Source organism: Cryobacterium sp. Y62 (genome assembly GCF_002929785.1).
Lineage (GTDB): Bacteria > Actinomycetota > Actinomycetes > Actinomycetales > Microbacteriaceae > Cryobacterium.
In genome coordinates this window covers 1-25,234 of the sequence record NZ_PJJK01000075.1, presented here as the reverse complement: position 1 = coordinate 25,234, position 25,234 = coordinate 1, and the positions used below count along the sequence as shown (strand labels likewise).

Below are 25,234 nucleotides of genomic sequence, written 5' to 3'. Positions count from 1 at the left end.
GGTACCCGGATGCCCATTCCCAACCTTTTCAACGGCGTCAGCCGCCAGAATGCGTGCGGTGTTGACCGCCTGATCGTCAACGGAATCCCATTGGAAAGCTGCCACGTCACGTAACCCTTCATTGAAGCGAAGGCGGGTTGAGCTCAACCCATCCTTTGATAGTTGTGCAATTGTCGGCAACCGTCTCGCACGGCCGTCCGCGCCATTCTGACGCGGGACTGCAAGCGAGATGTCACCCCCAGCGAGTTGGCCTGCTTCACGCTGCCATCTCCCACCTGGGGGCCCGCCGAACTACTGTTTCACTGTGGGGAGCAATTTAAGTATACCGACGAATATGCTGGGGCGCTCCAAATGACGTGACATAACATTTGTGAGAGAGGGGCATTCGGTGACCTACAATTAGTGGTACTACCTAGCATTTGAGGATTAATGGACGTCGCACTTCAAACCATCGAAAGAACTCCGCGCACACTCAAGCGCACCCTCAAAGCGTACGTTTCTCTGACCAAACCACGAGTCGTCGAGTTGCTCCTCGTGGTTACCGCGCCGACGATGCTGCTCGCGGAACGGGGCATCCCGAGCTTGTGGCTGATTCTGGCAACGTTGATCGGAGGTGCCCTGAGTGCAGGGTCCGCTGGAGCGTTTAACTGTTATCTCGATCGCGATATCGACCGCCTCATGAAGCGCACAAAGAATCGTCCGCTTGTCACGGGGGAACTGAGCGACCGGGAAGCCTTGATATTCGCGTGGGCGTTGGGCGCAGCATCCATTCTGTGGCTGGGATTGCTGACTAACTGGCTCGCCGCCGCGCTGTCGTTCGCCGCTATTGTGCTCTATGTCGTGTTCTACACGATCATTCTCAAGCGTCGCACTCCGCAGAACATCGTCTGGGGCGGTGTCGCCGGCTGCATGCCAGTGCTGATCGGCTGGGCCGCCGTGACCGGCGATCTGTCATGGCCCCCGATCATTCTGTTCATGATCATCTTTCTATGGACGCCGCCGCATTATTGGCCACTGTCGATGAAGTACCGCAGCGACTACCAGGCCGCCGGCGTTCCGATGTTGGCCGTGGTGCGGGGCCGTGCTCAGGTTGGCCTGCAGGTCATTCTGTACGCCTGGGCCACCGTCGCCTGCTCGCTGTTGCTCATTCCGATCGCCGATATGGGACTGCTCTACACCTTCGTAGCGTTCGTCACCGGTGGCTGGTTCATCTACGAGACGCATCGCTTGTACAGCCTGGCCATCCGACACGAGCACGTGTCGCCGATGCGCGTCTTCCACGGCTCGATCGCGTACCTGTCCCTGCTGTTCGTGGCCGTTGGCGTCGATCCGCTGCTGCCCTTCTAGGCCAAAAGCTCAAGTCCGGCGAGTGATCAGACCCGGCGCCTGATCAGACCCGACGAATGAGCCGAACGTCAATTTTTCCGACGTCGGCCGAGTGAATCACGACCGTCACCACACGACCGGCCAGCACCATTGCAGTACCCGTGAAATCGGAGGCCGTCACGACGATGGCCGGCAGTGCCGTGTCGTCAACGATCAGGTTCGACCGGTGCGCCAGCGCGAGCTCGATCTCCGCCTGCTGTTGCGTGTGCCGTTCAGCCCAGAGTTCAGACCCGAACTCGTAGGGATTCTTGGCATAGTTCATCACGATGTACTGCAAATGCTGGTTGAGCGCGTCACGAATGGGGTCTCCGCCGCGATTCGTTGAACCCGGCACGTCGGTGAAGACGAACCCGCGCAATTCGGCGATTCCAATCGGGCCGACCGGAGAATCTTCGAACCAGAACTTACCCGAGGGATCGGCGAGCCAGTAGTGGGCCTGTGCTTCGAGCGTGCGGCCGTGATTACCGTACCAACTCCAGCCGCGTTCCTGAAGACGCGGCTGTGGCACGAAGCCGAACACCGGCGGGCCGAACAGGGCGAGGCGCGCCGCGTCATCTGGCGGCTTCGACTTGGCTCCCGGCGCGAGGTGCATGTCTGGAGAATACACCGGCGGCCACCGTCGAGGGAGGGCCCGGCGGCAATTCCCTTTTGGGGATTATGCGCCGTGCCGCGTTCTCGTCTGAGTGACCTCGGGATGCCGTCGTGTGACTTTCAGGAACTGGCCGCGATCGTTATTCTCTGTAAATTCAGCGCGAGAAATTTTTGCTCCTCGACGCTCAGGGTCACGATGATGGCGAGCTCGGTCTCTTGGTGTTCCGGCAGAGCCATCTCAATGAGATCGTGCCGGGAATCGGTCAGCGCGACGAGTACGCCACGCCCGTCGCCGTCAGGACCACGTGGCCCGTCCTCGAAGCGGTTCAACCATCCCACGGACCATGACTTCCACCGGCAGTGATGGGCGGCCCCGACCCGACACGAATAATTTCGCGAAGGCGTCGTCGGGCAAGAACTTGTGCCGGTGTTCGGCTAGGAATGCCCCACGACCGATTAGACATCGCAAGTGACCGGTTCACCGTCATCACGTCCGTGCAGCACTAATTCTCAACACGCCTTGGCTCACGGGTGCCGTGTCGAGGCGCAAGCTGTCTGGGATGCTGTTGAGCGGCCGTCAATGTCAACGGTTGACCCGTGGCCGCTCATTAAATACCTTGAGTTCGGCGGGCAATTCGCCTCCGATGACGGTAGAGCCGATTGGGTTGTCAACCTTTACCGCGCGGCGCTCGTACTCTGGAATGCCAGGGTCATACCGCCGGACGTCTCTTTTGACGTTTTGATTGCCATGCGTTCCGCAGTCGTAGCGCTCGAAATGCGTATTTCTCCTCCTGGCACTCTTCCCCACGATCAGCGAGTTCTCGCTGCCTGGGGCTTCGGACTCAAACGTCAGGCGTCGCCACTCCTGGAAGATTCGAGTTATGAGTCGAGCGAATTGCAGCGGGTACTTTCGAAATTGCCCACACGCACAATCACCCCCAGCACTCCGCCTCCGGCCGCGCGCACACGGATGGGCAGGCCGTGTAGGGAGCGCGCGCGGTTGAGGGCATCCACGCCTGACCGCTCAGTGAAATCCACTAGGCCGCGCAGTCGCGTTGGCCTGCCGCGAAGTGATGACACCGAACGATATGGGACTAGATGCGACTGGCCTCATTCGTGGGGGCGTGTTCCGGCGTGTCGGCCGTGATGGCGGCCGGAGCCTTGAGGTTCAGCACGACGGCGGTCATCGCCGCGGCGAGCACGCAGGCGAGCACCATGTGCAGCCCGACGAGCACCGGCGGCAAGCCTAGGTTGGCCTGCAGCAGGCCGACTACAATTTGCGCGAGCTCGATCACAAGTAACGTGACGACGAATTTACGCACGGGCAGCTTGCCTCGAACGGATGCTGCGAGCAGCACGATCGTCAAGACCAGCGTCGCGTAGCCCGGCCAGGCATGCAGGTGCTCGAGCAACTCAGCGTTGAATCCCGTGCGACCCGCCGCGGCGTCACCTGAATGCGGTCCGGAGGCAGTGGTCACGACTCCCATCACCACGGTCAGTGCCACCACGAAGCTCGCGGCATGAGCGAGCCCGGCAAAGCCGACCGGTACGACGTGGGCGCGCGGACCCGACGGGAGGTAAACCCGGTGCACCAGCACGGTGGCGATGCACACCATGATCAGCGAGGCCATGAAATGAAAGCCGACGATGAACGGATTGAGACCGGTCAGCACGGTGACGCCGCCGACCAGCGCCTGTGCGAGGACGCCGAGACCGAGAATTACGGCGAGGATGAACAGGTCTTTGCGTTCCGTGCGTAAGCGCCAGAGCAGCACGACGGCGGCGATGGCAATAATGCCGATCAATCCGGTCATCAGGCGGTTACCGAACTCAATGACACCGTGCAGGCCCATCTCCGCGGTCGGTACGAGCGACCCGGCGACACAGGTCGGCCAGGTCGGGCAGCCAAGTCCGGAACCGGTGAGGCGCACAGCGCCACCGGTGCCGACGATTAAAATTTCGGTCACGAGCGACAGCCAGGCCACCGTCCGAATTCGTATGTCGATAGTGTTCGGTAGCCATTGGTATATCGCATTCACCGGTTCTGCTCCTACTGTCATTCTTACGTGCACGTGCCCTCTGATCGTGCCGGGCTCAGATGTGAATCGACCCGTAAGCACGCCAATCCCGCTGATGAACCTGTAGAATTATGATCTCATGGAGATCTTTCCCACGGTCATCCGATCGTAGGATTTCAATTCGGGCCGTACGGCTCGGGTTCATCGTGATGCTTCATGAATATTCTAGGTACGCAACGTAGCTGTCCACACAACCCGTTCCCCGTGGTCCCCACTGAGTTCACCTCTACTGGGGGTCGCACGGGAATGACCGGACTAATATCCGGGTTGTGCTGGGTAGAGAAGAGGTAAGTATGTCGGATGTCCTGCTTGACCGTCCCGACCTTGAGGGGATTGGTACCTACGAATTTGGATGGGCCGATTCAGACAAGGCCGGCGCATCCGCTCGTCGCGGTATTTCTCCTGAGGTCGTCACCGACATCTCGAATCTGAAATCCGAGCCGGACTGGATGCTGCAGCGACGGCTGAAGGCACTTCAGCTGTTCGAACGCAAGCCCATGCCGACCTGGGGCGCCGATCTTTCCGATATCGATTTCGATAACATCAAGTACTTCGTGCGATCCACGGAGAAGCAGGCCCAGACTTGGGACGACCTGCCCGACGACATCAAGAACACCTACGAGAAGCTCGGTATCCCCGAAGCTGAGCGTCAGCGTCTCGTCTCCGGTGTCGCGGCCCAATACGAGTCCGAAGTGGTCTATCACCAGATCAACGAAGAGCTCGAAGCTCAGGGCGTCATCTTCATGGACACCGACACGGCGCTCAAGGAACACCCGGAATTTTTCGAGGAGTACTTCGGCACCATCATTCCCTCCGGCGACAACAAGTTCGCCGCGCTCAACACGGCCGTCTGGTCCGGAGGATCCTTCGTGTACGTCCCTCCGGGCGTTCACGTCGAGATTCCCCTCCAGGCGTACTTCCGCATCAACACCGAGAACATGGGCCAGTTCGAGCGCACGCTGATCATCGCCGACGAAGGCAGCTACGTGCACTACATCGAGGGCTGCACGGCCCCGATCTACAAGTCTGATTCGCTGCACTCCGCCGTGGTCGAGATTGTTGTGAAGAAGAACGCCCGGGTTCGTTACACGACCATTCAAAACTGGTCGAACAACGTCTACAACCTCGTCACCAAGCGGGCCACGGCCGGCGAAGGCGCGACGATGGAGTGGATCGATGGAAACATCGGTTCCAAGGTCACCATGAAGTACCCGTCTATCTACCTGATGGGGGAGCACGCCAAGGGCGAGACGCTCTCGGTGGCGTTCGCTGGACCCGGCCAGCACCAGGATGCCGGCGCCAAAATGATCCACATGGCTCCATACACGCAGTCTTCGATCGTCTCCAAGTCCATCGCGCGTGGTGGCGGTCGTAGCGGATATCGCGGTGAGGTTCGAATGGATGCCTCCGCACACCACTCTGCCAACACCGTGCGCTGCGACGCCCTCCTCGTCGACACCCAATCGCGCTCCGATACCTACCCGTCCATCGACATTCGCGTCGACGACGTGCAGCTCGGTCACGAGGCCACAGTCTCCCGCGTCAGTGCCGAGCAGCTCTTCTACCTGATGAGCCGCGGCATGCCCGAAGACGAGGCCATGGCCATGATCGTTCGCGGATTCATCGAACCGATCGCCCGGGAGCTCCCGATGGAGTACGCCCTCGAACTCAACAAGCTCATTGAAATGGGCATGGAAGGATCCGTCGGCTAAATGTCCGCCGCTTCAGCGCTTTCGAAGAGCGCGCCAACAACTGTGCCCGAATCATCCACACCCGCGCCCGAGTCGGTTCTGCCGGCCGGTCAGCACGGAATCAAGAAACACTCCGATGGACGTTTTGGCTACGTACCGGTGCAAACCCGATCGGATCGCTTCAAAAGCGTCAAGGTCGCCGACTTCGAGACCGTCACCGGTCGCGAAGCTGTCTGGAAGCACTCGCCCGTCGCTAAATTCACTGACCTCACCGCCGGTTCGCTCGACGGTTCCCGCTATCAAATCGAGTCGACTCCCTCAGCGGATGTCTCTGTCGAGTGGGTACCCAGAACGGATGACCGGATCGGCACCGCCGGACTGCCGGAAGATCGTGCCGCCGCGAACGCCTGGGGCGTTTTCGACGATGCCCTCGCCATCACGGTGAGCGGTGAAGAAGCCAAAGAGATCACGGTCACGCGGTCCGGTCTCGGCACGTCCGCCCGCGGCGCCCATACCATCATTGAGGCCAAGCCGTTCAGCCAAGCCACGGTCATTCTGGCGAACACCGGTGATGCCCGGCTGAGTGAGAACGTCGAGATCATCCTCGGCGAGTCCGCCAACCTCACGGTCGTCTCGCTGCAGGAATGGAACGACTCGGCGGTGCACCTGGCCAACCATTTCGCATCCATTGGTCGGGACGCCCGCCTGAAGCACGTAGTGGTTTCTCTCGGCGGCAGCATCGTGCGAGTCAACCCGTCCGTACGTCTGGCCGGCCCCGGCTCCGACGCGCTGCTCCTCGGGCTCTACTTCGCAGATGCCGGCCAGCACCTTGAGCAGCAGGTCTATGTCTTCCATGACGCCCCCAAGAGCCGCAGCCGGGTCAACTACAAGGGTGCATTGCAAGGCCAGGACGCGCGCACGGTCTGGATCGGCGACGTGCTGATCGGCAATAAGGCCGCAGGCACCGACAGCTACGAACAGAACCGCAACCTCGTCCTGAGCGAGGGCACCCGCGCCGATTCCATCCCTAACCTGGAAATCGAAACCGGCGATATCGTCGGTGCCGGTCACGCCAGTGCCACCGGACGGTTCGACGATGAGCAGCTGTTCTACCTTCAGTCTCGCGGCATCAGCGAGGCGGAAGCACGGCGCTTGGTCGTGCGCGGATTTCTCACCGAGGTCGTGCAGCAGATTGGTTCTCCCGAACTCGAAGCAAGGTTGCAACTCGCAATCGAAGCCGAACTTATTGGAACGGACGACAAATAAGCATGGCCGCAACGAAGATCTGCGCTCTCGATGAGCTCGAAGTAAACCAGGCCGTCAAGATCGAAATCGATGGCGTCGCCATCGCTCTCGTGCGTGACGCAGCCGGCGACGTGTTCGCCATCGGCGACACCTGTACGCACGGCGACATCTCCCTCTCGGAGGGATTCGTGGAAGGCCAAACACTCGAGTGCTGGGCTCACGGCTCGATGTTTTCCCTCACCACGGGCAAGCCGCTGTCCCTCCCGGCCTACGACCCGGTCCCGGTTTACAACGTTGAACTCATCGACGGTTTCGTCTTCGTCGATCCTTCCGTCACTGTCGCGGTCTGATTCTTTTTCAATCAACCACCGCCTCACCAGATCATTTTTAGAATTTAGAAAGGGATACGACATTCATGTCTGTTCTTGAAATTATCGACCTGCATGTCAGCGTTGAGACCGACCAGGGCACGAAGCAGATCCTGCGCGGCGTCAACCTCACCATCAACGAGGGTGAAATTCACGCCATCATGGGCCCGAACGGCTCCGGCAAGTCCACCCTCGCCTACACGATCGCCGGCCACCCCAAATATCACGTCGAGAGTGGCTCCATTCTCCTCGACGGCGTAGAAGTACTCAAAATGACAGTGGATGCCCGAGCACGAGCTGGCCTGTTCCTCGCCATGCAATACCCGGTCGAGATTCCCGGAGTCACCGTAACCAACTTTCTTCGCACCGCGAAGACGGCCATCGAAGGTGAAGCCCCGCCGATTCGCACCTGGATCAAGGACGTGCGTCAGGCGATGACCAGCCTGCGCATGGACAAGGCATTTGCTGAGCGAAACGTCAACGAGGGCTTCTCCGGTGGCGAGAAGAAGCGCAACGAGATCCTTCAGCTTGAACTCCTCAAGCCTAAGTTCGCCGTGCTCGACGAGACCGACTCCGGCCTCGACGTTGACGCGCTCAAGATTGTCTCCGAGGGCGTCAACCGCGCCAAGGTCAACACCGGTCTCGGCCTGTTGCTGATCACGCACTACACGCGGATCCTGCGCTACATCCACCCGGACTTCGTGCACGTCTTCGTCAACGGCCGTATCGCCGAACAGGGTGGCCCGGAACTTGCCGACCGCCTCGAAGACGAAGGCTACGATCGCTTTCTCGTTCCGTCGAACGTAGGCTAGTCCTATGGCCTCAACACTCAGTCCGGCCCGCTTCGACGAGATTGAAGAGGCCCTCAAGGACGTCATGGACCCGGAACTCGGCATCAACGTCGTCGATCTCGGCCTCATCTATGACCTCGGTTGGGACGATGAGAACAACGCGCTCATCATCCACATGACCCTCACCTCGGCCGGCTGCCCGCTGACCGATGTGCTCGAGGAGCAAACGGCTGAGGCGCTCGATGGCGTCGTCGACCAGTTCCGCATCAACTGGGTCTGGATGCCACCGTGGGGACCCGAGAAGATCACCGACGATGGTCGCGACATGATGCGAGCCCTCGGCTTCGCCATGTAGCTCTAGATCTATCGCGAAGGCCCCGCCTGTATTTACAGGCGGGGCCTTCGGTCTGTCTGCGCTCGGTCCTCGGGTTGGTCCGCAGGTTGGTCCCAGCGCGGTCACCGCAGAGGAACCACTTTAGAAACTATTTCTACTCATTAGAACGATATACTAGTTGTATGGAAACAGGGGAGTACGGGGCAATTCGCCGGCGGACGGCACAGGCGGCGGGCACGCGGGCGGAGATTGTCATGGCAGCCGGGCGACTGATGCTCGAGAGAGGTTATGTGGGCACCTCGGTCGCGGCCATTGCCGCGGAAGCCGGCGTAGTGGTGCAGACCATTTACAACTCCGTAGGGTCAAAGGCGGAATTGCTCGCCGCGGTCCTTGACCGAGTAGCGGCGGAACCGGGAGCACCGGCGCTACTGTCGGGTGCCACACGCGAACGCATTGCCGAGGCGCGTACGGCGACCGGGGTCATCCGCATTTTGGCCCGGTCGAGCGCGCTCGTGAATGAACGCACCTCAGGCATTCTGCGCATTGTCAGCGAAGCAGCCGTGGTCGACCCCGACGTGGGGGAGTTCGAGCAAAAGCGCGACGCGGCCCGGCTGCACGGCTTCGGCGAGGTAGCGGCTGCACTGCGGAAGAAGCGCGGACTTCGCGGGGGCATCAGCGACCACGAGGCGGCGGCGACGATGTGGGCGCTAGCCCACCCGCACGCGTTTCGTACCCTTGTCTTATCGCTCGGCTGGTCCACCGAGGCCTACCTGAACTGGCTGGAGAAGTCGCTTCTGGCTGCCCTGCTCTAATGCCCATCCCGCGCCCGTGTGCCAAGCACAGCCTGAAGGCAAATATACTAGTGAGTTGGACCGCTCTGGCCCACTTACACTTCACACCCGTACAAACTCGTCGAATGGACTATTGCTGTGCTCAACGTGCAAGATCTCGAAATCCGCGTTGGAGCCCGCGTGCTCATGGAGGGCGTCAACTTCCGCGTCGCAAGCGGCGACAAGATCGGGCTCGTCGGCCGTAACGGTGCCGGCAAGACGACGCTGACGAAGACCCTCGCCGGGGAGACCAACCCGACCAAGGGTTCGATCAGCCGCTCCGGTGAAATCGGCTATCTGCCGCAGGACCCGCGCGCCGGTGACCCGACCATGCTCGCGCGCACCCGCATCCTCGATGCCCGCGGCCTCGGCACCATCGCCCTCGGTATGCAGGAGTCCAGCATGGCGATGGCCGACCCCGATCCCAAGATCGCGGCCGCAGCCATGAAGAAGTACGGGCGCCTGACTGACGAGTTCAACGGCCTCGGCGGCTATTCCGCCGAAGCCGAAGCCGCATCCATTGCCGGCAACCTGAAACTGCCGGATCACATTCTCGACCAGGCTTTGAGTACCCTCTCCGGTGGTCAGCGTCGTCGCATCGAACTCGCCCGTATCCTGTTCTCGGCTGCCGAGATGATGATCCTCGATGAGCCCACCAACCACCTCGACGCCGACTCGGTGGCCTGGCTGCGCGAGTTCGTCAAGAACTACAAGGGCGGCTGCATCATCATCAGCCACGACATTGAACTCGTCGGCGAAACGGTCAACCGCGTATTTTACCTCGATGCGAACCGCATGATGATCGACATCTACAACATGAACTGGAAGAATTACCTCCTCCAGCGCACAGCAGATGCCGACCGCCGCAAAAAGGAACGCTCGAACGCCGAGAAGAAGGCCTCGACCCTGCAGCTGCAGGCCGCAAAGTTCGGGGCCAAGGCCAGCAAGGCCGCCGCAGCCCACCAGATGGTGGCTCGTGCCGAGAAGCTGCTTTCCGGCCTCGACGCCGTGCGTGCCGTTGAACGCGTCGCCAAACTGCGCTTCCCCGAGCCAGCACCGTGTGGTCGCACACCGCTCATGGCCAAGGACCTGTCGAAGAGCTATGGTTCCCTCGAGATCTTCACGGCGGTCGACCTCGCGATCGACCGGGGGTCCAAGGTCGTCATTCTTGGCCTCAACGGTGCAGGAAAGACCACCCTGCTGCGCATGCTCGCCGGCGTCGACGAATCCGACACCGGTTCGATCGAACCCGGTCACGGCCTCCGGATCGGTTACTACGCTCAGGAACACGAAACCATCGACGTAAAGCGTTCGGTGCTCGAGAATATGGTCTCCTCCTCGCCGAGCATCACCGAGATGGAAGCACGTCGGGTGCTCGGGTCGTTCCTATTCACCGGCGATGACTCGAACAAGCCGGCCGGAGTTCTCTCCGGTGGCGAGAAAACTCGTCTGGCCCTAGCCATGATCGTGGTTTCCGGCGCCAACGTGCTGCTGCTCGATGAGCCCACTAACAACCTCGACCCTGCCAGCCGCGAAGAGATCCTTGATGCTCTTGCGCACTACGCCGGCGCCGTCGTTCTGGTCAGCCACGATGAGGGCGCGGTGCAGGCTCTCAATCCCGAGCGCGTCCTGATCATGCCCGAGGGTACAGAGGACCACTGGAACAAGGACTACCTCGACCTGATCGAGTTGTCTTAACCATTTCCGTGACCCGGCCACCTGTCGGCGACCCAGGCAAAAGGACCAGAGCGTGATATCGATGAGAACGCCACTGCGCATCGCGCTGGTCTGCCTGCACACCTCGCCAGGCACTGACCCCGGTTCCGGCGACGCCGGCGGTATGAACGTCGTCGTGCGGCATCAGGCTGAGAAACTGGCCGCCCTTGGACACCGTGTCACGATTCTGACTCGGCGGTCAGCGGCGGATCAGCCCGATTCGCAGCAGCTCGCCGAGGGCCTCACGCTGCGGTTTCTGGCCGCCGGGCCGGCCCGAACGCTGTCCAAGGGCACGCACGAGAGCTACATCGAGGAGTTCTCCGACCGACTCAACGCTCTCGAGCCGGTCGACATTATCCACTCGCATCACTGGTTTTCCGGCATGGCGGCGCTTCCGGTCGCCCGCAACTGGGGCGTCCCGCACGTTCAGAGTTTTCATAGCATTGCAGCGGATGATGCGTCGCCGCTTTCGGCTGGTGAACACGCCGAATCACCGGGACGGATGCGCGGAGAAGCGCGGTTGGCACGCGAATCCGACGCGCTGGTGGCGATCAGTGCGTCGGAGGCCGCCACGATTTCCGGGCGGCTCGGCGGCTCGGCGAGCCGAACCAGCATCGTGCTCCCGGGGGTGGACAGCAACCTGTTCGCGCCCGAGCGCCAGCCCGCTGGTGGCGCGGCCGACCGCGGCTACGCCGTCGTCGCGGCGCGTCTGCAGCCACTGAAGGGTCTTGATCTGGCGATTGAGGCCATCGCGGCATTGCCGAAGGGCCTGCGCCCCGAGCTCGTGATTGCCGGCGATGCCTCGGTCGACTACTCGGGATACGTTGAAGAGCTTGGTCAGCTCGCTGAACGGGCGGGGCTGTCCGGCATCCGCTTTGTTGGCGCGCAGTCCCATGCGCACCTGGCCGAATTGTTTCGCGGTGCCCGCCTGGTGCTCGTGCCTTCGCACTCGGAAACTTACGGCCTGGTGGCACTCGAAGCGGCTGCGAGCGGTGTGCCCGTCGTCGCTTCGGCGGCCGGTGGCCTGCGTGAAGCGGTTGTCGATGGGGTCACCGGACTGGTCTTGGAATCCCGCGATCCGCGGGTTTGGGCCGATGCGATGGCGCAGATCCTGACCGATCCGATCCTTGCGCGCGAACTGTCGCTGGCGGCACGTGAGCATGCCCTCCGGCTGGACTGGACGCGCTCGGCAGCGTCGCTGGTTCGGGTGTACCGCGCGCTCCTCGACGAGGCGACCGAGGCTCGGCAGCACCACCGCGCCGTCGCCTGAGCGGCCGTCTCGACGGGCTCGACCAGCGGCGGAGTGCGCTGGCTCGAGATCGGAGATGACTAGCCCCGTTGCCGGTCGACCAGCTCGTCTTCAATCTCGGCATCGTTGCGTGGCTTCGCTGCGCGTTTGCGGGCGCGTTCCTCGGCGCGTTCGCGCTCCTCGGGGTCCTCGGCATTGACGCTGCGGTATTCTTCGCGCAGGGCCCAGCCGAGACCGATGAAGGCGAGCAGCCCGAATACGAACCACTGGAACGCATAGGACAGGTGCGGGCCCTCGTCGCGGATCGGTTTCAGGACAGCGGTCGGGCGTTTCTCCGTCGCCGCGGGGCTCTCGGTGTCCATCAGGCCGTACGCGCCGGTATAGGTCGGGGCATCGAGTCGTTCGGCGATGGTGATGAGGTTGATTGTCGCGACCTGGTTGCCGCTGGCCGTACGGCCGGGCAGATCGGGTTCGCTGGCTTTGAGCCGGGCCACCACGGTGACCATTCCGACGGGTGCTGCCGGTACGGTATCGGGAGCATCTTGTTCCTGCCCGGTGGGCAGCCAGCCGCGGTCGACAATAAAGATCGTGCCGTCGGTGAGCAGCAATGGGGTCAGGACTTCGAAGCCCGGGTTGACGTTGAGCGGGCGGTTGCGCGCGAGCATCTCGTCAGCGCTGAGATAAGTTCCGGTCAGTTCCACCGGCATCCACTTTTGCGATTCGTCGAAGGCTGTCAGGTCTTTAAGTGCCTCGGCAACGGGCACTGGGTTCGAGTCGAAGTTGGAGTCGATCTTAAACAGTTCGGTCAGGGCCTCATCGCGGCGGGCCAGCTGCCAGACGCCGAGTCCGGCGCATACCGCGGCAAAAAGCATGGTCAGCACGAGATAACCAGCCCAGCGGCGGCTGAAGGCGAACTTCCAGCCAGTCATCGCTGGTTTTCGGGGGAGTCGGGTGCGAACGTGTCGAGCGCGCTCACCGTCAGCGGAAAGTCCCTCGCGGCCAAGAATTCGCGCAGGTACTCGACGTGCTCGTCGCAGGCCAGCCAGGTTTTCACCCGATCAGCAGAGTGGATGCGCGGGTTGCGCCAGTCCAGCCGCCAGCGCCCCGTATTCCGGCAGTCCGCTCGCGAACAGGTCGAGGATTCCAGAGGTCGACCCAGACCGATCATCGGACTGCCGCCGGCAACCGCGTCAGCACTCACTTGACCTCGTCGTTGCCGCGGTACAGCTCGACGCCGCCGGGCCGGAGTACTTCTGCTGCAGGCGGGGAAATTTTCACGTTCGCGACCACGACTGCAAAGTACGGCAGGAGAATGGCGCCGAGCGCGCAGACCACGAGCCACCAGCCGTGTACGAAGAGCATGAGCACAATGCAGACCACGCGCACTCCCATGGCAATCGAGTATTTGATCATTCGGTTGCGGCGTTCAACCTCGGGGGAGGCGGGGAGGGAGGTGATCGACTGCTGCTTCATAGGTCCATCGGGTTCGTCTACGGTGGAAACTCCACCTCTCAAGCCTACGTCTGCACGGCACCTTTGGGGCACGCCTTAAACTTGAATCTGCCGGGTGTTTGCTTGAACCCGATGTACGACACCCAGCGCACCAGGACAGGAACATCATGACAACGACTCGAACAGTGCTCGTCACCGGCGGCAACCGTGGAATCGGCTTCGCCATCGCCGAGGAATTTCTGGCCCAGGGACATCGGGTTGCCGTGACGTCCCGCTCCGGTCATGGACCGTCCGGGAGCCTCACCGTGCGGGCCGACGTGACGGACGCCGCATCCATTGACGCCGCCTTCACCGAGATCGAAGCGACCTACGGCCCGGTCGAGGTTGTCGTGGCGAATGCCGGAATCACCCGCGACACCTTGCTCATGCGCATGTCAGAGGATGATTTCACCTCCGTCATCGATACCAACCTCAGTGGTGCCTTCCGCGTGGTCAAGCGCGCGAGCAAGGGCATGCTCAAGGCACGATTCGGACGCATCGTGCTGATCTCCAGCGTCGTCGGTCTGTACGGCTCGGCCGGGCAGGTGAACTACTCGGCGTCGAAGAGCGGCCTGATCGGCCTGGCCCGGTCAATCACCCGCGAACTCGGTGCCCGCGGAATCACCGCGAACGTGGTCGCTCCCGGCTTCATCGAAACTGATATGACCGCTGCCCTGCCCGAAGCTCAGCAGGCCGAATACAAACGTAATATTCCGGCCGGTCGGTTCGCCACGCCGAGTGAGGTTGCGCGCGTCGTCAGCTGGCTGGCCGGCGATGATGCCGGCTACATTTCCGGTGCGGTCATTCCCCTCGACGGTGGCCTCGGCATGGGGCACTAACCAGAGCACCTGTTCGCGTCCGCGTCGGTTTTCCCGTTCAGCCGCGCAGGCCGAGGAGCGGCAGGACCTGGCTGAGGTTGCACAGGTCGATCACGAGATCGGCCTCACGCTTCACCCGTGGTTTCGCGTTGAATGCGACGGCGAGTCCGGCCGCGTCCATCATGCGCAAGTCGTTGGCGCCGTCGCCGACCGCGATGGTCTGCGCGAGCGCGAGCTGCTCCTGCACGGCCCATTCACGCAGCGCGATGGCCTTGGCCTCGGCGTCAATGATCGGTCCGATCACGCGCCCGGTCAAGTAGCCGGCCTGCACTTCGAGCCGATTGGCCCGCCAGTGATCCAGTCCCAGCTCGGCAGCCAGCGGGTCGAGCAGCTCATGAAAACCGCCGGAAACCACCCCGACTACGCCACCGCCGGTATGAATGCCTGCGATCAGCTCGTGAACGCCGTCGGTCGGGCGGATGCGTCGCCCCACGTCGGTAAAGACGGTCTCTGGCAGCCCTGCCAGGGTCAACACCCGCTCGCGCAGGCTCTCAGCAAAGTCCAGCTCACCGCGCATGGCCCGGTCGGTCACTTCGGCGACGCGTTCGCGCACGCCGGCGGCATCCGCGAGCAGCTCAATCACCTCGTCTTGAATGAGAGTGGAGTCGGCGTCGAGAACGACGAGAAAACGTGCTGCGGTAGCGAGGATCACGGAGTAACGAGCACACCCTTACCGACGACGGTGATGCCGGATTCGGTCACGCTGAAGCCCCGGTCCAGGTCACGATTCCGGTCGACGCCGACGGTGGCGCCAGCTTCGACGATGACTTCCTTATCGAGGACTGCACGCCGCACGATGGCACCGGGGCGAATCTGCACTCGGTCAAAGATGATGGAGTCCACGACCTCGCAGGCGGAACCGATCGACGTCCAGGGGCCGAGCACGCTGCGCTCGATGTGAGCGCCGGAGATGACACAGCCCAACGATACGATCGAGTCGATCATGGTGCCGAGGGCGCCCTGGGCGTCGCGCACAAATTTGGCCGGCGGCGAATTCAACTGCATGCTGAATATCGGCCATTTCTGGTTGTACAGGTTGAACACCGGCAGGGCCGAAATGAGGTCTTGGTGCGCCTCGAAAAACGAGTCGATTGTTCCCACGTCGCGCCAATAGTACCGGTCACGATCGGTCGACCCGGGTACTTCGTTTCGCTTGAGGTCATAGACGCCGGCATCGCCACGCGACACGAAGTCAGGAATGATGTCGCCGCCCATGTCGTGGCTGGAAGCGGTGCGCTCACCGTCACGCAGCACGGCCTCGATCAGCGCATCGGTGTTGAAGACGTAGTTACCCATCGAAGCGAACACCTCGTGCGGGGCGTCGGTAAGTCCGACAGCATCCTTGGGCTTTTCGCGAAAGTCAGAGATTCGATCCGGGGTGGCGGCATCCACTTCGATGACACCGAACTGGTCGGCGAGGCCGATCGGCTGGCGAATGGCTGCGACGGTGGCGGACAGCTCCGATGCGATGTGGGCGTCGATCATCTGACTGAAGTCCATGCGGTAAACGTGGTCGGCACCGACCACGACGACAATGTCGGGCTTTTCATCATGAATGAGGTTGAGGCTCTGCAGAATAGCGTCGGCGGAGCCGCTGAACCAGCGCTTGCCGAGGCGCTGCTGCGCCGGCACCGAGGCGATGTACGAGTTGAACAATCCGCCGGAGACATGCCAGGTCTGCGACACGTGGCGGTCCAGGCTGTGTGACTTGTACTGCGTCAGCACGACGATCTGGGTTACCCCCGAGTTGATCAGATTGGAGAGGGCAAAATCCACCAAGCGGTAATGCCCACCAAAGGGGACGGCAGGCTTCGCCCGGTCTTCGGTCAGCGGCATCAGCCGTTTTCCCTCACCACCCGCGAGCACGATTCCAAAGATCTTCTTGGCCTTCATGTGTACAGAGTAGGGCCTCCCGGCAAGCGGACTGGCAACATGGCTGTGTGCGGTGTCGCCCTGCGCTACCTTTGCTCCATGCGAGTGGATCTGATGACCAAGGAATACCCTCCGGAAATCTATGGGGGAGCCGGAGTGCATGTGACCGAACTGGTGCGAGCCCTGCGACATGACATTGAGGTGTCCGTCCGGTGCTTCGGCGCGCCGCGTGACGACCTCGACACGTTCGCCTACGACGTACCCGCGCAATTGGTCGACGCCAATGCGACTCTGGGTACCCTCGGTGTTGACCTGCAGATGGCGCAGGACTCCGCTGGTGCCGATCTGGTGCACTCGCACACCTGGTACGCGAATGCGGCCGGCCACCTCGCCAAAATGCTGCACGGCATCCCGCACGTGGTTACCGCGCACAGCCTGGAGCCGTTACGACCGTGGAAGGCCGAGCAACTCGGCGGCGGCTATCGGGTGTCGAGTTGGATCGAGAAAACCGCCTTTGAAACAGCGGATGCTGTGATCGCCGTCAGCGACGGTATGCGCCGCGATATCCTGCGCAGCTACCCCGCACTCGACGCCAGCCGGGTGCACACGGTCTACAACGGCATCGATCTCGAGCGATGGAAACCAACCAGGGATGACGATTTTGTGCGCGGTCTGGGAATAGACCCCGACCGCCCCTCCGTCGTCTTCGTGGGGCGTATTACCCGGCAGAAAGGCCTACCCTACCTGTTGCGTGCGGCGCAGTTGCTGCCGCCGGAGGTGCAATTGGTGCTGTGCGCGGGCGCGCCCGATACGCCCGGAATTCTCGCCGAGGTGACGGCCGGCGTCGAATCCCTGCAGCAGGAACGCTCCGGCGTGGTCTGGATCAACCGTCTGCTGGCCCAGCACGAGCTTGCCGCGGTTCTGACGCAGGGCACGGTGTTCGTCTGCCCGTCCATTTATGAGCCCCTCGGAATCGTCAATCTCGAGGCCATGGCTTGCGGCCTCGCCGTGGTCGGTACTGCAACCGGGGGAATCCCCGAGGTCGTCGCAGACGGTGAGACCGGGCGTCTCGTGCCGATCGAACAGCTCACCGACGGCACCGGGATACCCCTGCATCCCGAACAATTCGTCGCCGATCTGGCCCGCACCCTCACCGAGGTAGTGAGCGATCCGGCCCGCGCTGCCGAGATGGGGCGCGCCGGTCGGGTTCGTGCCGAGCAAGTATTCGGGTGGGCCCAGATCGCCACCCGCACTCGGGAGATCTACGCCGCCCTGCTCTAAGCTGGCGTGCCGCTGTTGCCGGGTGTGTCACTCGTGTGACCCGCCCGACCGACACTCGCAGCGTCTGACGGCAGGCGCAGCGCCCGATAACATGGTTGCATGGTCAACGTTTTGCATTTCACCGACGTCTCCGTCGTCCGGGGTGGCACCGCCATCCTCGACTCAGTGAATTGGAGCGTCGACGACGACCAACGCTGGGTGATTCTTGGCCCGAACGGTGCTGGCAAGACCACCCTGCTGCAGATCGCCGCCGCCTTCCTACACCCGTCGACCGGCCAGGCCGAGGTGCTCGATGAGACCCTCGGTGGAACGGATGTCTTCGAGCTGCGGCCCCGCATCGGTTTTGCTTCAACCGCCATGGCGCGCAAGGTTCCTGGCAACGAAAAGGTCATCGACGTCGTCATGACTGCCGCGTACTCTGTGACTGGCCGCTGGAACGAAGAATACGAATCCATCGACGAACGCCGTGCCCAGCGCGTTCTGCAGGAATGGAACCTCGATCACCTTGCCGATCGCAAGTTCGGCACGCTTAGCGACGGCGAGCAGAAGCGGGTGCAAATCGCCCGCTCCGTCATGACCGACCCGGAGATTCTGCTGCTCGACGAGCCCGCCGCGAGCCTCGACCTCGGCGCCCGGGAATCCCTGCTGCAGCTGCTGAGTGGTTACGCCCGCGAGACGAACTCTCCGGCCATCATCATGGTGACCCATCACGTCGAGGAAATTCCCCTCGGATTCACGCACGTACTGCTCTTGTCGGGGGGCAAGATCGTCGCCGCCGGCCCGATCGCTGAAGCGCTCACCGCCACGGCGCTCAGCGAGACCTTCGGCCTCAAGGTCGAGCTCACCGAAACTGACGGACGCTACGCGGCACGAGCGATCTAGGCCGGGCGCTGTCGCCGCCCGCCCAGCGCTCTAAAGCCTCGGTATTCTGCTAAAGTAAGTGCCTGGCCATCCGGCCAACCAGCTTGTCGTCGACTTTGGCTGCTAGCCCAACATTCGAACAGCACTGTGACCAGTTACAAGTCTGTTCACCAGAAGTGCAAAAGGAAATTCTCATGAAGTCTGACATCCACCCCGAGTACGCTCCCGTGGTCTTTCGCGACCTGGCTTCCGGTGCGACCTTCCTGACTCGTTCGACGGTCTCCAGCAAGAAGACCATCGAGTGGGAAGACGGAACCACGTACCCGGTCATCGACGTGGAAATCTCCTCCGAGTCACACCCGTTCTACACGGGCAAGCAGCGCATCATGGACTCCGCCGGACGCGTGGAGAAGTTCAACTCACGCTACAAGGGCTTCGGTAAATAGCACCAGTTTTGTAGAACCAGTTCTTCGCAACGAAAAAACGACCAGCTCCGGCTGGTCGCTTTTTCGTTTCTGTACCCGGTTAATCAGCGCTGTGGCCACGCAGTATCGGCCAAAAATTCGGGATCGCGCCCGCGGCGCATGTACTCCTGAAAACTTTCGGCCTGCTGGCGGTACCAGGTGACCTGTAGGGCGTGCAGTTCATCGAGGGTGGTCGGCAGGGCAACTCGGTGCGCACGGTGGATCGCCTGGGCGACTCGCCCGGCCGCGATCGCATCCGCACCGGCATCGTGTGCGTCATCGAGGCTGACACCGTAGAAGGCGCTTGTCACCTCGAGGGTGCGCTTGCCCTTGCGGTACTTATCGACGGCCTTGTCAATGACAAGTGGGTCGACCACCGGGCTGGGGGAGATGAGCGGGGCGATGCCGTAGCGGGCGGCTTCACGATGGAGCAGGGTGAGGTCGTACGGGGCGTTATAAGCTACGACGGGCAGTCCGTCGGCCAAGTGCCGGCGAAGTGCCGCAACGATCTCGGCGACGGCTTCGGTGGCGACGCGACCGTGTTGCACGGCATGCTCGGTGGTGATGCCGTGCACGTTGGTCGCGCCGGCGGGAATATCAATGCCCGGATCGACGAGCCAATCGATGCGTTCGACGGCGGCGCCGCTCGCGTCGAGCACTGCGACGGTGGCCGACACGATACGGCAGGATTCTACGTCGATGCCGGTGGTCTCAAGGTCGAATACGGCGAGGTGATCGCTCCAGGTGCTCATACTCCAACCCTAGAGCTGACCACCGACACTCTTTCACACCGCCTCTCTCGATTGATTCCCAGTCCCCGATGACCGATTTGTCGCCGCGGACGTTGCGTGCCAACTGTTGGATGGCCTGGTGGCCGCGACCCCATTCGAGCGGATGCCAGCGGTCGACGAAGCGCGAGCGTCAACACCACACTGCATAAGTTTGTTTCGGGACGCCCGGCCGGAAAGGCCCTGTTGAAACGTTCGACGGCTTCTGGTCAGAGCTGATGTTGGGCAGGTCACTGAGCTCACCCATATCATCACTCATCGCGGAGCCCGCTTTCCCAACAGTGTCAATGTTGGCTTGACAGTTGATCATGTGTCAATGCAGCCTTGACGCATGAACGCATCAACAAGGATTCGCACTGGGCGAACCGCGCTTCTGATCATCTTGGCTCTCGGTGTCTGCTTGGTGCTGTTCGCCGCGCTGATCGGCGTGGGCTGCCCGGGCTTGTAGTGCGCGTGGCTGGTTGGATAGCTCTGGTTGTTGGCCTGCTTGGTCTTGTCCTTTTTTTGATGCAGAGGTCCAGAGCAGCATCTCGCGCGAATCCCTGGCGTCCGGCGGACGACGAAGAGCGATGACGGGGGAGCTGGCGCTGACTTGTCGGTGCAGCTGTCCAAACTTGCAGCCGACAGGGGAGTAGCCCCCGGCGACCCGGACGGAGATCAATCCGCAGACATCCTCTTGCACTCGGTCACTGTTTCGGTGATCTAGCTCGCGTTAGTGCGCAGTTCCAGTCACAGGCGGCGTCGGTCTAACCAAAGCACCCAATTCGGCGGAACGCGGCTCGTGGTGGTGTCAAGCTGACGACTTTGAGCTTTGCGGCCGCGACGGCATTCTTTGACTTTGACCCACCAGACGACATCGCGGCACGGCTAGGCCAGCTGGCAGCCCCTGTGCTGATAGTTGCCGGTGCCGAGGACTGCGTTGTCGGCCCCGCACCCGTGAGAGCTATGGCACGTTTGTTCACTTCGAGGGTCTGAGTAGTAATGGAACGAAATCGTCCGCTAAGGATTGGAAAGGGGTTACGTGGGTTGCGGTTTTCTGCCGATGCTTTCTTTGTTGAGGCGTCCGTAGATCGTTGATCGTGGCATTTTGAGTAGGTCCGCGATCTGTTGGACGGTGTAATTGGGCTCAGTTCACGAAACGGACAAATTTGCACGTTAGCCGGCGGCGGTTGGAAGCTGGTAGCCACCCATACAGCGTGGGGTAGGTATGGCACAAAGAAGCCCAGTCTCCTGGACAGATGCCGGGCCATGATTGGTGAGGGAGGGTCCACACAATAGAGACCCGGTTTCATCTTAAAATGAAAGCCTGCGAAGAGGGAGGGTCGAGATTTATGAATGCTCATCTATTGTCGGTCAGAGACGAGGTCTTACGCCGGAATCCGGGGGAGGCCGAGTTCCATCAGGCGGTGAATGAGGTGTTTGAGAGCCTCGAGCCGGTGTTTCGAAAGCACCCACACTATGCCGAGGCTGCGATTTTGTCGCGCATCTGTGAACCGGAACGGCAGATTATCTTTCGCGTGCCCTGGGTCGACGACGCCAATGCAGTGCAGATCAATCGCGGCTTTCGAGTGGAGTTCAACTCTGCCCTCGGGCCATTTAAAGGTGGGTTGCGGTTTCATCCATCCGTCTATCTGGGGATCATCAAATTTCTGGGGTTCGAGCAGGTCTTCAAGAACGCGCTGACTGGAATGCCCATCGGCGGCGGCAAAGGCGGAGCTGACTTCGACCCGCGCGGCAAGTCGGACGGTGAGGTTATGCGTTTCTGTCAGTCCTTCATGACCGAGCTTTATCGGCACATCGGCGAATATACCGACGTTCCGGCAGGTGATATCGGGGTGGGCGGGCGAGAGATCGGTTACCTCTTCGGGCAATATAAGCGCATCACGAACCGCTATGAATCCGGCGTCCTCACCGGCAAGGGTGTCGGCTGGGGTGGTTCCCTTGTACGACCGGAAGCCACGGGCTACGGCGTCGTACTGTTCGCGCAGGAGATGCTGAAGACTAAGGGCCAGAGCTTCGATGGTCAACGCGTGGTGGTGTCCGGTGCGGGTAACGTCGCCATTAATGCTATCGAGAAGGCACAGAGCCTCGGCGCCCGCGTGGTGACTGCATCCGATTCTGCAGGTTACGTCGTTGACGAAACCGGAATTGACGTCGAGTTACTCCGCCAGGTCAAGGAGGTGGAGCGTGGGCGGGTCTCTGATTACGCAAAACGTCGCGGCTCCGCAGCGAACTATGTGGGGGGCGGTTCGATCTGGGATGTGGACGCAACGGTCGCCCTGCCCTGTGCGACACAGAACGAGCTCGACGAGGATGCTGCGGCGAAGCTCATAAAGTTCGGCCTGGTAGCGGTCGCGGAGGGCGCCAACATGCCGTGCACTCGTGAAGCCACCGCGTTGTTTCAGGAAGCGGGTGTGCTCTTCGGCCCTGGCAAGGCCGCGAACGCGGGCGGTGTGGCGACCTCCGCCCTGGAGATGCAACAGAACGCGCGGCGTGACGCGTGGACATTCGAGTACACCGAACGGCGACTGACCGAAATCATGGTGAATATCCACGACCGCTGTGCACAAACGGCCGACGAATACGAGATGCCCGGCAACTACGTTGCCGGAGCTAATATCAGCGGCTTCGTCCAAGTCGCCAACGCCATGCTCGCACAGGGGGTCATCTAGCCACAATCGTGCGTGACCGTGTGCGTCCGATACGGCATACCAAGCTGCTGCCGACCTCTTGCTTTCAGCAACCCCTCATTTTAAGAGGACCCACTGTCCGGAATATCCCCAGCAGCTCACAGACCACCCGGCTTCGACTCCGATAGCACCGCAGCTGCAACGTTATCGAGCGAAGCTTCTGCTCACTAAAGCACTGGCGAGGAGTGTCACCCGAGAACATCAATAAGGCCTTCAAGCGCAATGTCGGTGCCCGCCCCGCGTCGACAATTCTCAATCGCTTTCGAACGGGCAACCGAGATTTGATCGTCTGAAATAGATCGGACGGGCAGCGCTGCCGGTTCCGGTCATAGTCGTCGGCGAGTCTGTCAAATTTCTGCTTACTGCTCATGTTGTCCGGCGTTGTCCGACAACCGGCGCTAACCGGTCGGATATGACCCACGGAAGAATCAGGAGAGCCGCAAAAACCGGCTTATGATACGCTCCTGAACTGTGAAGTCGATCACTTGATTACTCAGCCGCATATTTGAGAGGCGTTATCTCTGATGAATTGGAATGACATCGAATCATTTCTGGGCGACGTCAGCGGTGTTGTGTGGGGGCCCTTCCTACTGATCCCGCTGCTGCTTGGCACCGGCCTGTACCTGACCATCCGGCTGGGCGGGCTGCAGTTCCTCAAGCTCGGTGCCGCTCTCCGGCTCGGCCTGCTCAAGCGCAAGGATGTCGGCGCCGAGGGCGATATCTCACAATTTCAGGCGCTGACCACCGCCCTGGCGGCGACCGTTGGCACCGGCAACATCGTCGGCGTGGCGACGGCCATCGGCATTGGCGGCCCCGGCGCACTGTTCTGGATGTGGGTGACCGGTCTGCTCGGCATGGCCTCGAAGTACTCGGAGGCGTTCCTGGGCGTCCGTTTCCGCGGGACGGACTCCGCTGGCGAGAAATCCGGCGGACCGCAGTATTACCTGGAACGTGGCATCCGGGGCCCGCTGGGCAAAGTGCTGGGACTCTCGTTCGCGATCTTTGCTGTCATCGCGTGCTTCGGCATCGGCAACATGACCCAGGGCAACGCGATCTCCTCCAACGTTGAGAACAGCTGGAACGTGCCCGTTTGGGTCACCGGCCTGGTGCTGACCCTCCTATCCATGGTGGTGTTGGTCGGCGGTATCAAGTCGATTGGCCGAGTCACCGCCCGACTGGTCCCGGTGATGATCATCTTCTATGTTGCCGGTGCCATCTACATCCTGCTGGCCAACGTCACCCAGATTCCGGCGGCCTTCGGCCAGATATTCTCCGAGGCCTTCACCGGAACCTCCGCGATCGGTGGATTCGCCGGATCGGCGATCATCATCGCCGTGCAGTTCGGTGTTGCCCGCGGCATCTTCTCCAACGAGTCCGGCATGGGATCGGCGGCCATCGCCGCGGCGGCCGCGCAGACCACCCACCCGGTCCGCCAGGGCCTGGTCTCCATGACACAAACATTCATCGACACGATCATCGTAGTGAGCTGCACGGGTCTGGTCATCGTCACGACGGGCGTCTGGAACCAGATCAACCCGGGCACGGGGGAACAGCTCTCCGCGGCGCTGATGACGGGGGAGGCCTTCACCACTGGGCTGCCCGGGGAGTGGGGCCACTGGATCGTGACCATCGGGTTGGTGCTCTTCGCCTTCTCGACCATCCTGAGCTGGTCGTATTATGGCGAGCGGAACATTGAGCGCCTGCTCGGACGCCGGGCCGTCATGCCTTTCCGCGTGTTGTTCTCCCTGGTCGTGTTCGTGGGCTGCACCGTCCAGCTCGGTGTTGTTTGGGCGTTCTCCGACGTCATGAACGGGCTGATGGCGCTGCCGAACCTGATAGGCCTGCTGTTGCTCTCGGGTCTGATCGTCCGCGAGACCCGGCACTACCTCAAGCACGATCCAAAGCTGGAGGCAACCAAGGAGGAAATCGAGGTCTTCATGAAGGACCAACCGGGGTGGGAACAGTGGAAGTCGGGCGACGTCATCGGCTCCACGCATAGCTACGGCGGCACAAAACCCGCCGGGAGGGTCATCGACTGATCCGATAGGCTCTTCTGCGCTCGAGACTGGCGATTTCAAGCGGTGGAAGCAACAGGGGTTATTTCCTTCTTCGAGACTAGCTCGCTGAGCAGGTTAGCTGGGGTGTTGCGTTTGAGGGTTTTGCGGGGCCGCTCGTTGAGTTCAGTGGCGACTTCGAGGAGGCGTTTGGCGCTGTGAGCGTTCAGATCGGTGCCTTTCGGGAAGTACTGGCGCAGCAGGCCGTTGGTGTTCTCGTTCGAGCCGCGCTGCCAGGGTGAACCTGGATCACAGAAGAAGATCGGAACCCCGGTTGCTTTGGTGATCTCCACGTGCCGGGCAAGCTCGGTTCCCTGATCCCACGTCAATGACCGCCGCAGAAAGGCCGGCAGACCTTCCAGCACACGGATGAGTCCATCGCGGAGTTCAGCGGAGCTGTGGCCGTTGGGCAGGTGCACCAAGATGACGAACCGGGTCGTGCGTTCAACCAAAGTCGCGATCGCCGATCCCGACGCCGAACCGACGATCAGGTCTCCGTCCTTACGTTGTTGTGGTGGGTGATTTCGGGACTGTCGTAGTGTGTCGATCACCCTCGGGTGGCGGGTATGGCTGAGA

General features: G+C 61.7%; 25 protein-coding genes. 15 read left to right on the top strand and 10 right to left on the bottom strand.

All coding sequences use genetic code 11. The annotated features are described in order from the left end of the window. Window positions 1-429: 429 nt before the first annotated feature. On the top strand, window positions 430-1,347 hold the full coding sequence (locus tag CXY71_RS02780) for a heme o synthase (RefSeq protein WP_104134174.1): 918 nt from the start codon (window positions 430-432) through the stop codon (window positions 1,345-1,347). A gap of 43 nt (window positions 1,348-1,390) precedes the next feature. Here CXY71_RS02780 and CXY71_RS02775 read toward each other — a convergent pair whose 3' ends face one another. From CXY71_RS02775 to CXY71_RS02765, 3 genes are all read right to left on the bottom strand, one after another. Continuing rightward, a complete protein-coding gene (locus CXY71_RS02775; RefSeq protein ID WP_104134173.1) occupies window positions 1,391-1,978 on the bottom strand; it encodes a hypothetical protein in 588 nt (195 codons plus the stop codon). A 119-nt stretch (window positions 1,979-2,097) separates the two neighbouring features. After that, a complete protein-coding gene (locus CXY71_RS02770) occupies window positions 2,098-2,316 on the bottom strand; it encodes a hypothetical protein (protein ID WP_104134172.1) in 219 nt (72 codons plus the stop codon). A gap of 755 nt (window positions 2,317-3,071) precedes the next feature. Next, complete coding sequence (locus CXY71_RS02765; protein ID WP_104134171.1) at window positions 3,072-4,037, bottom strand: heme A synthase; 966 nt, start codon at window positions 4,035-4,037, stop codon at window positions 3,072-3,074. Window positions 4,038-4,348: 311 nt separating this feature from the next. Here CXY71_RS02765 and sufB point away from each other — a divergent pair, with 311 nt between their 5' ends. The 8 genes from sufB to CXY71_RS02725 all read left to right on the top strand — a co-directional run bounded on the left by sufB (window position 4,349) and on the right by CXY71_RS02725 (window position 12,300). Next, window positions 4,349-5,767 (top strand): Fe-S cluster assembly protein SufB, encoded by a 1,419-nt coding sequence (gene sufB / locus CXY71_RS02760; RefSeq protein WP_104134170.1) that lies wholly within the window; start codon window positions 4,349-4,351, stop codon window positions 5,765-5,767. After that, complete coding sequence (gene sufD, locus CXY71_RS02755) at window positions 5,768-7,012, top strand: Fe-S cluster assembly protein SufD (RefSeq protein WP_104134169.1); 1,245 nt, start codon at window positions 5,768-5,770, stop codon at window positions 7,010-7,012. It begins immediately after the preceding gene. Between the two features lie 2 nt (window positions 7,013-7,014). Beyond that, window positions 7,015-7,341 carry a non-heme iron oxygenase ferredoxin subunit gene (locus CXY71_RS02750; RefSeq protein WP_104134168.1) on the top strand — a complete coding sequence of 109 codons (327 nt, stop codon included), beginning with the start codon at window positions 7,015-7,017 and terminating at the stop codon, window positions 7,339-7,341. A gap of 65 nt (window positions 7,342-7,406) precedes the next feature. Continuing rightward, complete coding sequence (sufC, locus tag CXY71_RS02745; protein ID WP_104134167.1) at window positions 7,407-8,171, top strand: Fe-S cluster assembly ATPase SufC; 765 nt, start codon at window positions 7,407-7,409, stop codon at window positions 8,169-8,171. Between the two features lie 4 nt (window positions 8,172-8,175). Next, complete coding sequence (locus CXY71_RS02740; RefSeq protein WP_092107875.1) at window positions 8,176-8,505, top strand: metal-sulfur cluster assembly factor; 330 nt, start codon at window positions 8,176-8,178, stop codon at window positions 8,503-8,505. 233 nt (window positions 8,506-8,738) lie between these two features. Further along, on the top strand, window positions 8,739-9,296 hold the full coding sequence (locus CXY71_RS02735; protein WP_199184184.1) for a TetR/AcrR family transcriptional regulator: 558 nt from the start codon (window positions 8,739-8,741) through the stop codon (window positions 9,294-9,296). Window positions 9,297-9,413: 117 nt separating this feature from the next. After that, complete coding sequence (locus tag CXY71_RS02730; RefSeq protein ID WP_104134165.1) at window positions 9,414-11,012, top strand: ABC-F family ATP-binding cassette domain-containing protein; 1,599 nt, start codon at window positions 9,414-9,416, stop codon at window positions 11,010-11,012. 61 nt (window positions 11,013-11,073) lie between these two features. Further along, the gene (locus tag CXY71_RS02725) at window positions 11,074-12,300 is read left to right on the top strand and encodes a glycosyltransferase (RefSeq protein ID WP_104134164.1); all 1,227 of its coding nucleotides are present in this window, start codon (window positions 11,074-11,076) and stop codon (window positions 12,298-12,300) included. A 59-nt stretch (window positions 12,301-12,359) separates the two neighbouring features. Here CXY71_RS02725 and CXY71_RS02720 read toward each other — a convergent pair whose 3' ends face one another. From CXY71_RS02720 to CXY71_RS02710, 3 genes are read right to left on the bottom strand one after another with little or no spacing between them, the layout of a single operon-like run. Further along, a complete protein-coding gene (locus CXY71_RS02720; RefSeq protein ID WP_104134163.1) occupies window positions 12,360-13,208 on the bottom strand; it encodes an SURF1 family protein in 849 nt (282 codons plus the stop codon). Further along, window positions 13,205-13,447, bottom strand: coding sequence for a hypothetical protein (locus tag CXY71_RS02715; RefSeq protein WP_104134176.1), 243 nt, complete (start codon window positions 13,445-13,447; stop codon window positions 13,205-13,207). The genes CXY71_RS02720 and CXY71_RS02715 overlap by 4 nt, the downstream gene beginning before the upstream one ends. A 29-nt stretch (window positions 13,448-13,476) precedes the next feature. Next, a complete protein-coding gene (locus tag CXY71_RS02710) occupies window positions 13,477-13,752 on the bottom strand; it encodes a DUF3099 domain-containing protein (RefSeq protein WP_104134162.1) in 276 nt (91 codons plus the stop codon). 146 nt (window positions 13,753-13,898) lie between these two features. Between CXY71_RS02710 and CXY71_RS02705 the strand changes: the two genes are divergently transcribed. Next, on the top strand, window positions 13,899-14,609 hold the full coding sequence (locus tag CXY71_RS02705; RefSeq protein WP_104134161.1) for a beta-ketoacyl-ACP reductase: 711 nt from the start codon (window positions 13,899-13,901) through the stop codon (window positions 14,607-14,609). Window positions 14,610-14,646: 37 nt separating this feature from the next. Here the strand turns inward: CXY71_RS02705 and serB are convergent, their stop codons facing one another. Both serB and CXY71_RS02695 read right to left on the bottom strand, forming a co-directional pair. Further along, entirely contained in the window at window positions 14,647-15,300 is a 654-nt protein-coding gene (gene serB, locus CXY71_RS02700; protein WP_104134160.1) for a phosphoserine phosphatase SerB, read from the bottom strand. Next, window positions 15,297-16,541: a glucose-1-phosphate adenylyltransferase gene (locus tag CXY71_RS02695; protein WP_104134159.1), complete on the bottom strand. Its 1,245-nt coding sequence runs from the start codon at window positions 16,539-16,541 to the stop codon at window positions 15,297-15,299. Before CXY71_RS02695 ends, serB begins: the two co-directional genes overlap by 4 nt. Before the next feature lie 78 nt (window positions 16,542-16,619). Here CXY71_RS02695 and glgA point away from each other — a divergent pair, with 78 nt between their 5' ends. The 3 genes from glgA to CXY71_RS02680 all read left to right on the top strand — a co-directional run bounded on the left by glgA (window position 16,620) and on the right by CXY71_RS02680 (window position 19,108). After that, a complete protein-coding gene (glgA, locus tag CXY71_RS02690; protein WP_104134175.1) occupies window positions 16,620-17,801 on the top strand; it encodes a glycogen synthase in 1,182 nt (393 codons plus the stop codon). Window positions 17,802-17,900: 99 nt separating this feature from the next. Next, complete coding sequence (locus tag CXY71_RS02685) at window positions 17,901-18,683, top strand: ABC transporter ATP-binding protein (RefSeq protein WP_104134158.1); 783 nt, start codon at window positions 17,901-17,903, stop codon at window positions 18,681-18,683. Window positions 18,684-18,856: 173 nt separating this feature from the next. Next, window positions 18,857-19,108 carry a type B 50S ribosomal protein L31 gene (locus tag CXY71_RS02680; RefSeq protein ID WP_092448573.1) on the top strand — a complete coding sequence of 84 codons (252 nt, stop codon included), beginning with the start codon at window positions 18,857-18,859 and terminating at the stop codon, window positions 19,106-19,108. A gap of 83 nt (window positions 19,109-19,191) precedes the next feature. On the opposite strand, the gene CXY71_RS02675 is transcribed toward CXY71_RS02680, so the two are convergent. Then, window positions 19,192-19,878, bottom strand: a complete 687-nt coding sequence (locus CXY71_RS02675) for an exonuclease domain-containing protein (RefSeq protein WP_104134157.1) — start codon at window positions 19,876-19,878, stop codon at window positions 19,192-19,194. A 1,367-nt stretch (window positions 19,879-21,245) separates the two neighbouring features. On the opposite strand from CXY71_RS02675, the gene gdhA reads away from it, so the two are divergent. Further along, window positions 21,246-22,586: an NADP-specific glutamate dehydrogenase gene (gene gdhA / locus CXY71_RS02665; protein WP_104134156.1), complete on the top strand. Its 1,341-nt coding sequence runs from the start codon at window positions 21,246-21,248 to the stop codon at window positions 22,584-22,586. A 542-nt stretch (window positions 22,587-23,128) separates the two neighbouring features. Then, entirely contained in the window at window positions 23,129-24,643 is a 1,515-nt protein-coding gene (locus CXY71_RS02660; protein ID WP_104134155.1) for a sodium:alanine symporter family protein, read from the top strand. Window positions 24,644-24,678: 35 nt separating this feature from the next. Here the strand turns inward: CXY71_RS02660 and CXY71_RS02655 are convergent. Further along, window positions 24,679-25,234: IS30 family transposase (locus CXY71_RS02655; protein WP_233204348.1), on the bottom strand; the 556-nt coding region annotated here is incomplete at its 5' end.

Coding starts and splice junctions, on each gene's coding strand:
- CXY71_RS02780 (WP_104134174.1), top strand. CDS start 430: ATGGACGTCGCACTTCAAACCATCGAAAGAACTCCGCGCACACTCAAG.
- CXY71_RS02775 (WP_104134173.1), bottom strand. CDS start 1,978: ATGCACCTCGCGCCGGGAGCCAAGTCGAAGCCGCCAGATGACGCGGCG.
- CXY71_RS02765 (WP_104134171.1), bottom strand. CDS start 4,037: ATGACAGTAGGAGCAGAACCGGTGAATGCGATATACCAATGGCTACCG.
- sufB (WP_104134170.1), top strand. CDS start 4,349: ATGTCGGATGTCCTGCTTGACCGTCCCGACCTTGAGGGGATTGGTACC.
- sufD (WP_104134169.1), top strand. CDS start 5,768: ATGTCCGCCGCTTCAGCGCTTTCGAAGAGCGCGCCAACAACTGTGCCC.
- CXY71_RS02750 (WP_104134168.1), top strand. CDS start 7,015: ATGGCCGCAACGAAGATCTGCGCTCTCGATGAGCTCGAAGTAAACCAG.
- sufC (WP_104134167.1), top strand. CDS start 7,407: ATGTCTGTTCTTGAAATTATCGACCTGCATGTCAGCGTTGAGACCGAC.
- CXY71_RS02740 (WP_092107875.1), top strand. CDS start 8,176: ATGGCCTCAACACTCAGTCCGGCCCGCTTCGACGAGATTGAAGAGGCC.
- CXY71_RS02735 (WP_199184184.1), top strand. CDS start 8,739: ATGGCAGCCGGGCGACTGATGCTCGAGAGAGGTTATGTGGGCACCTCG.
- CXY71_RS02725 (WP_104134164.1), top strand. CDS start 11,074: ATGAGAACGCCACTGCGCATCGCGCTGGTCTGCCTGCACACCTCGCCA.
- CXY71_RS02720 (WP_104134163.1), bottom strand. CDS start 13,208: ATGACTGGCTGGAAGTTCGCCTTCAGCCGCCGCTGGGCTGGTTATCTC.
- CXY71_RS02715 (WP_104134176.1), bottom strand. CDS start 13,447: ATGATCGGTCTGGGTCGACCTCTGGAATCCTCGACCTGTTCGCGAGCG.
- CXY71_RS02710 (WP_104134162.1), bottom strand. CDS start 13,752: ATGAAGCAGCAGTCGATCACCTCCCTCCCCGCCTCCCCCGAGGTTGAA.
- CXY71_RS02705 (WP_104134161.1), top strand. CDS start 13,899: ATGACAACGACTCGAACAGTGCTCGTCACCGGCGGCAACCGTGGAATC.
- CXY71_RS02695 (WP_104134159.1), bottom strand. CDS start 16,541: ATGAAGGCCAAGAAGATCTTTGGAATCGTGCTCGCGGGTGGTGAGGGA.
- glgA (WP_104134175.1), top strand. CDS start 16,620: ATGCGAGTGGATCTGATGACCAAGGAATACCCTCCGGAAATCTATGGG.
- CXY71_RS02685 (WP_104134158.1), top strand. CDS start 17,901: ATGGTCAACGTTTTGCATTTCACCGACGTCTCCGTCGTCCGGGGTGGC.
- CXY71_RS02680 (WP_092448573.1), top strand. CDS start 18,857: ATGAAGTCTGACATCCACCCCGAGTACGCTCCCGTGGTCTTTCGCGAC.
- CXY71_RS02675 (WP_104134157.1), bottom strand. CDS start 19,878: ATGAGCACCTGGAGCGATCACCTCGCCGTATTCGACCTTGAGACCACC.
- gdhA (WP_104134156.1), top strand. CDS start 21,246: ATGAATGCTCATCTATTGTCGGTCAGAGACGAGGTCTTACGCCGGAAT.
- CXY71_RS02660 (WP_104134155.1), top strand. CDS start 23,129: ATGAATTGGAATGACATCGAATCATTTCTGGGCGACGTCAGCGGTGTT.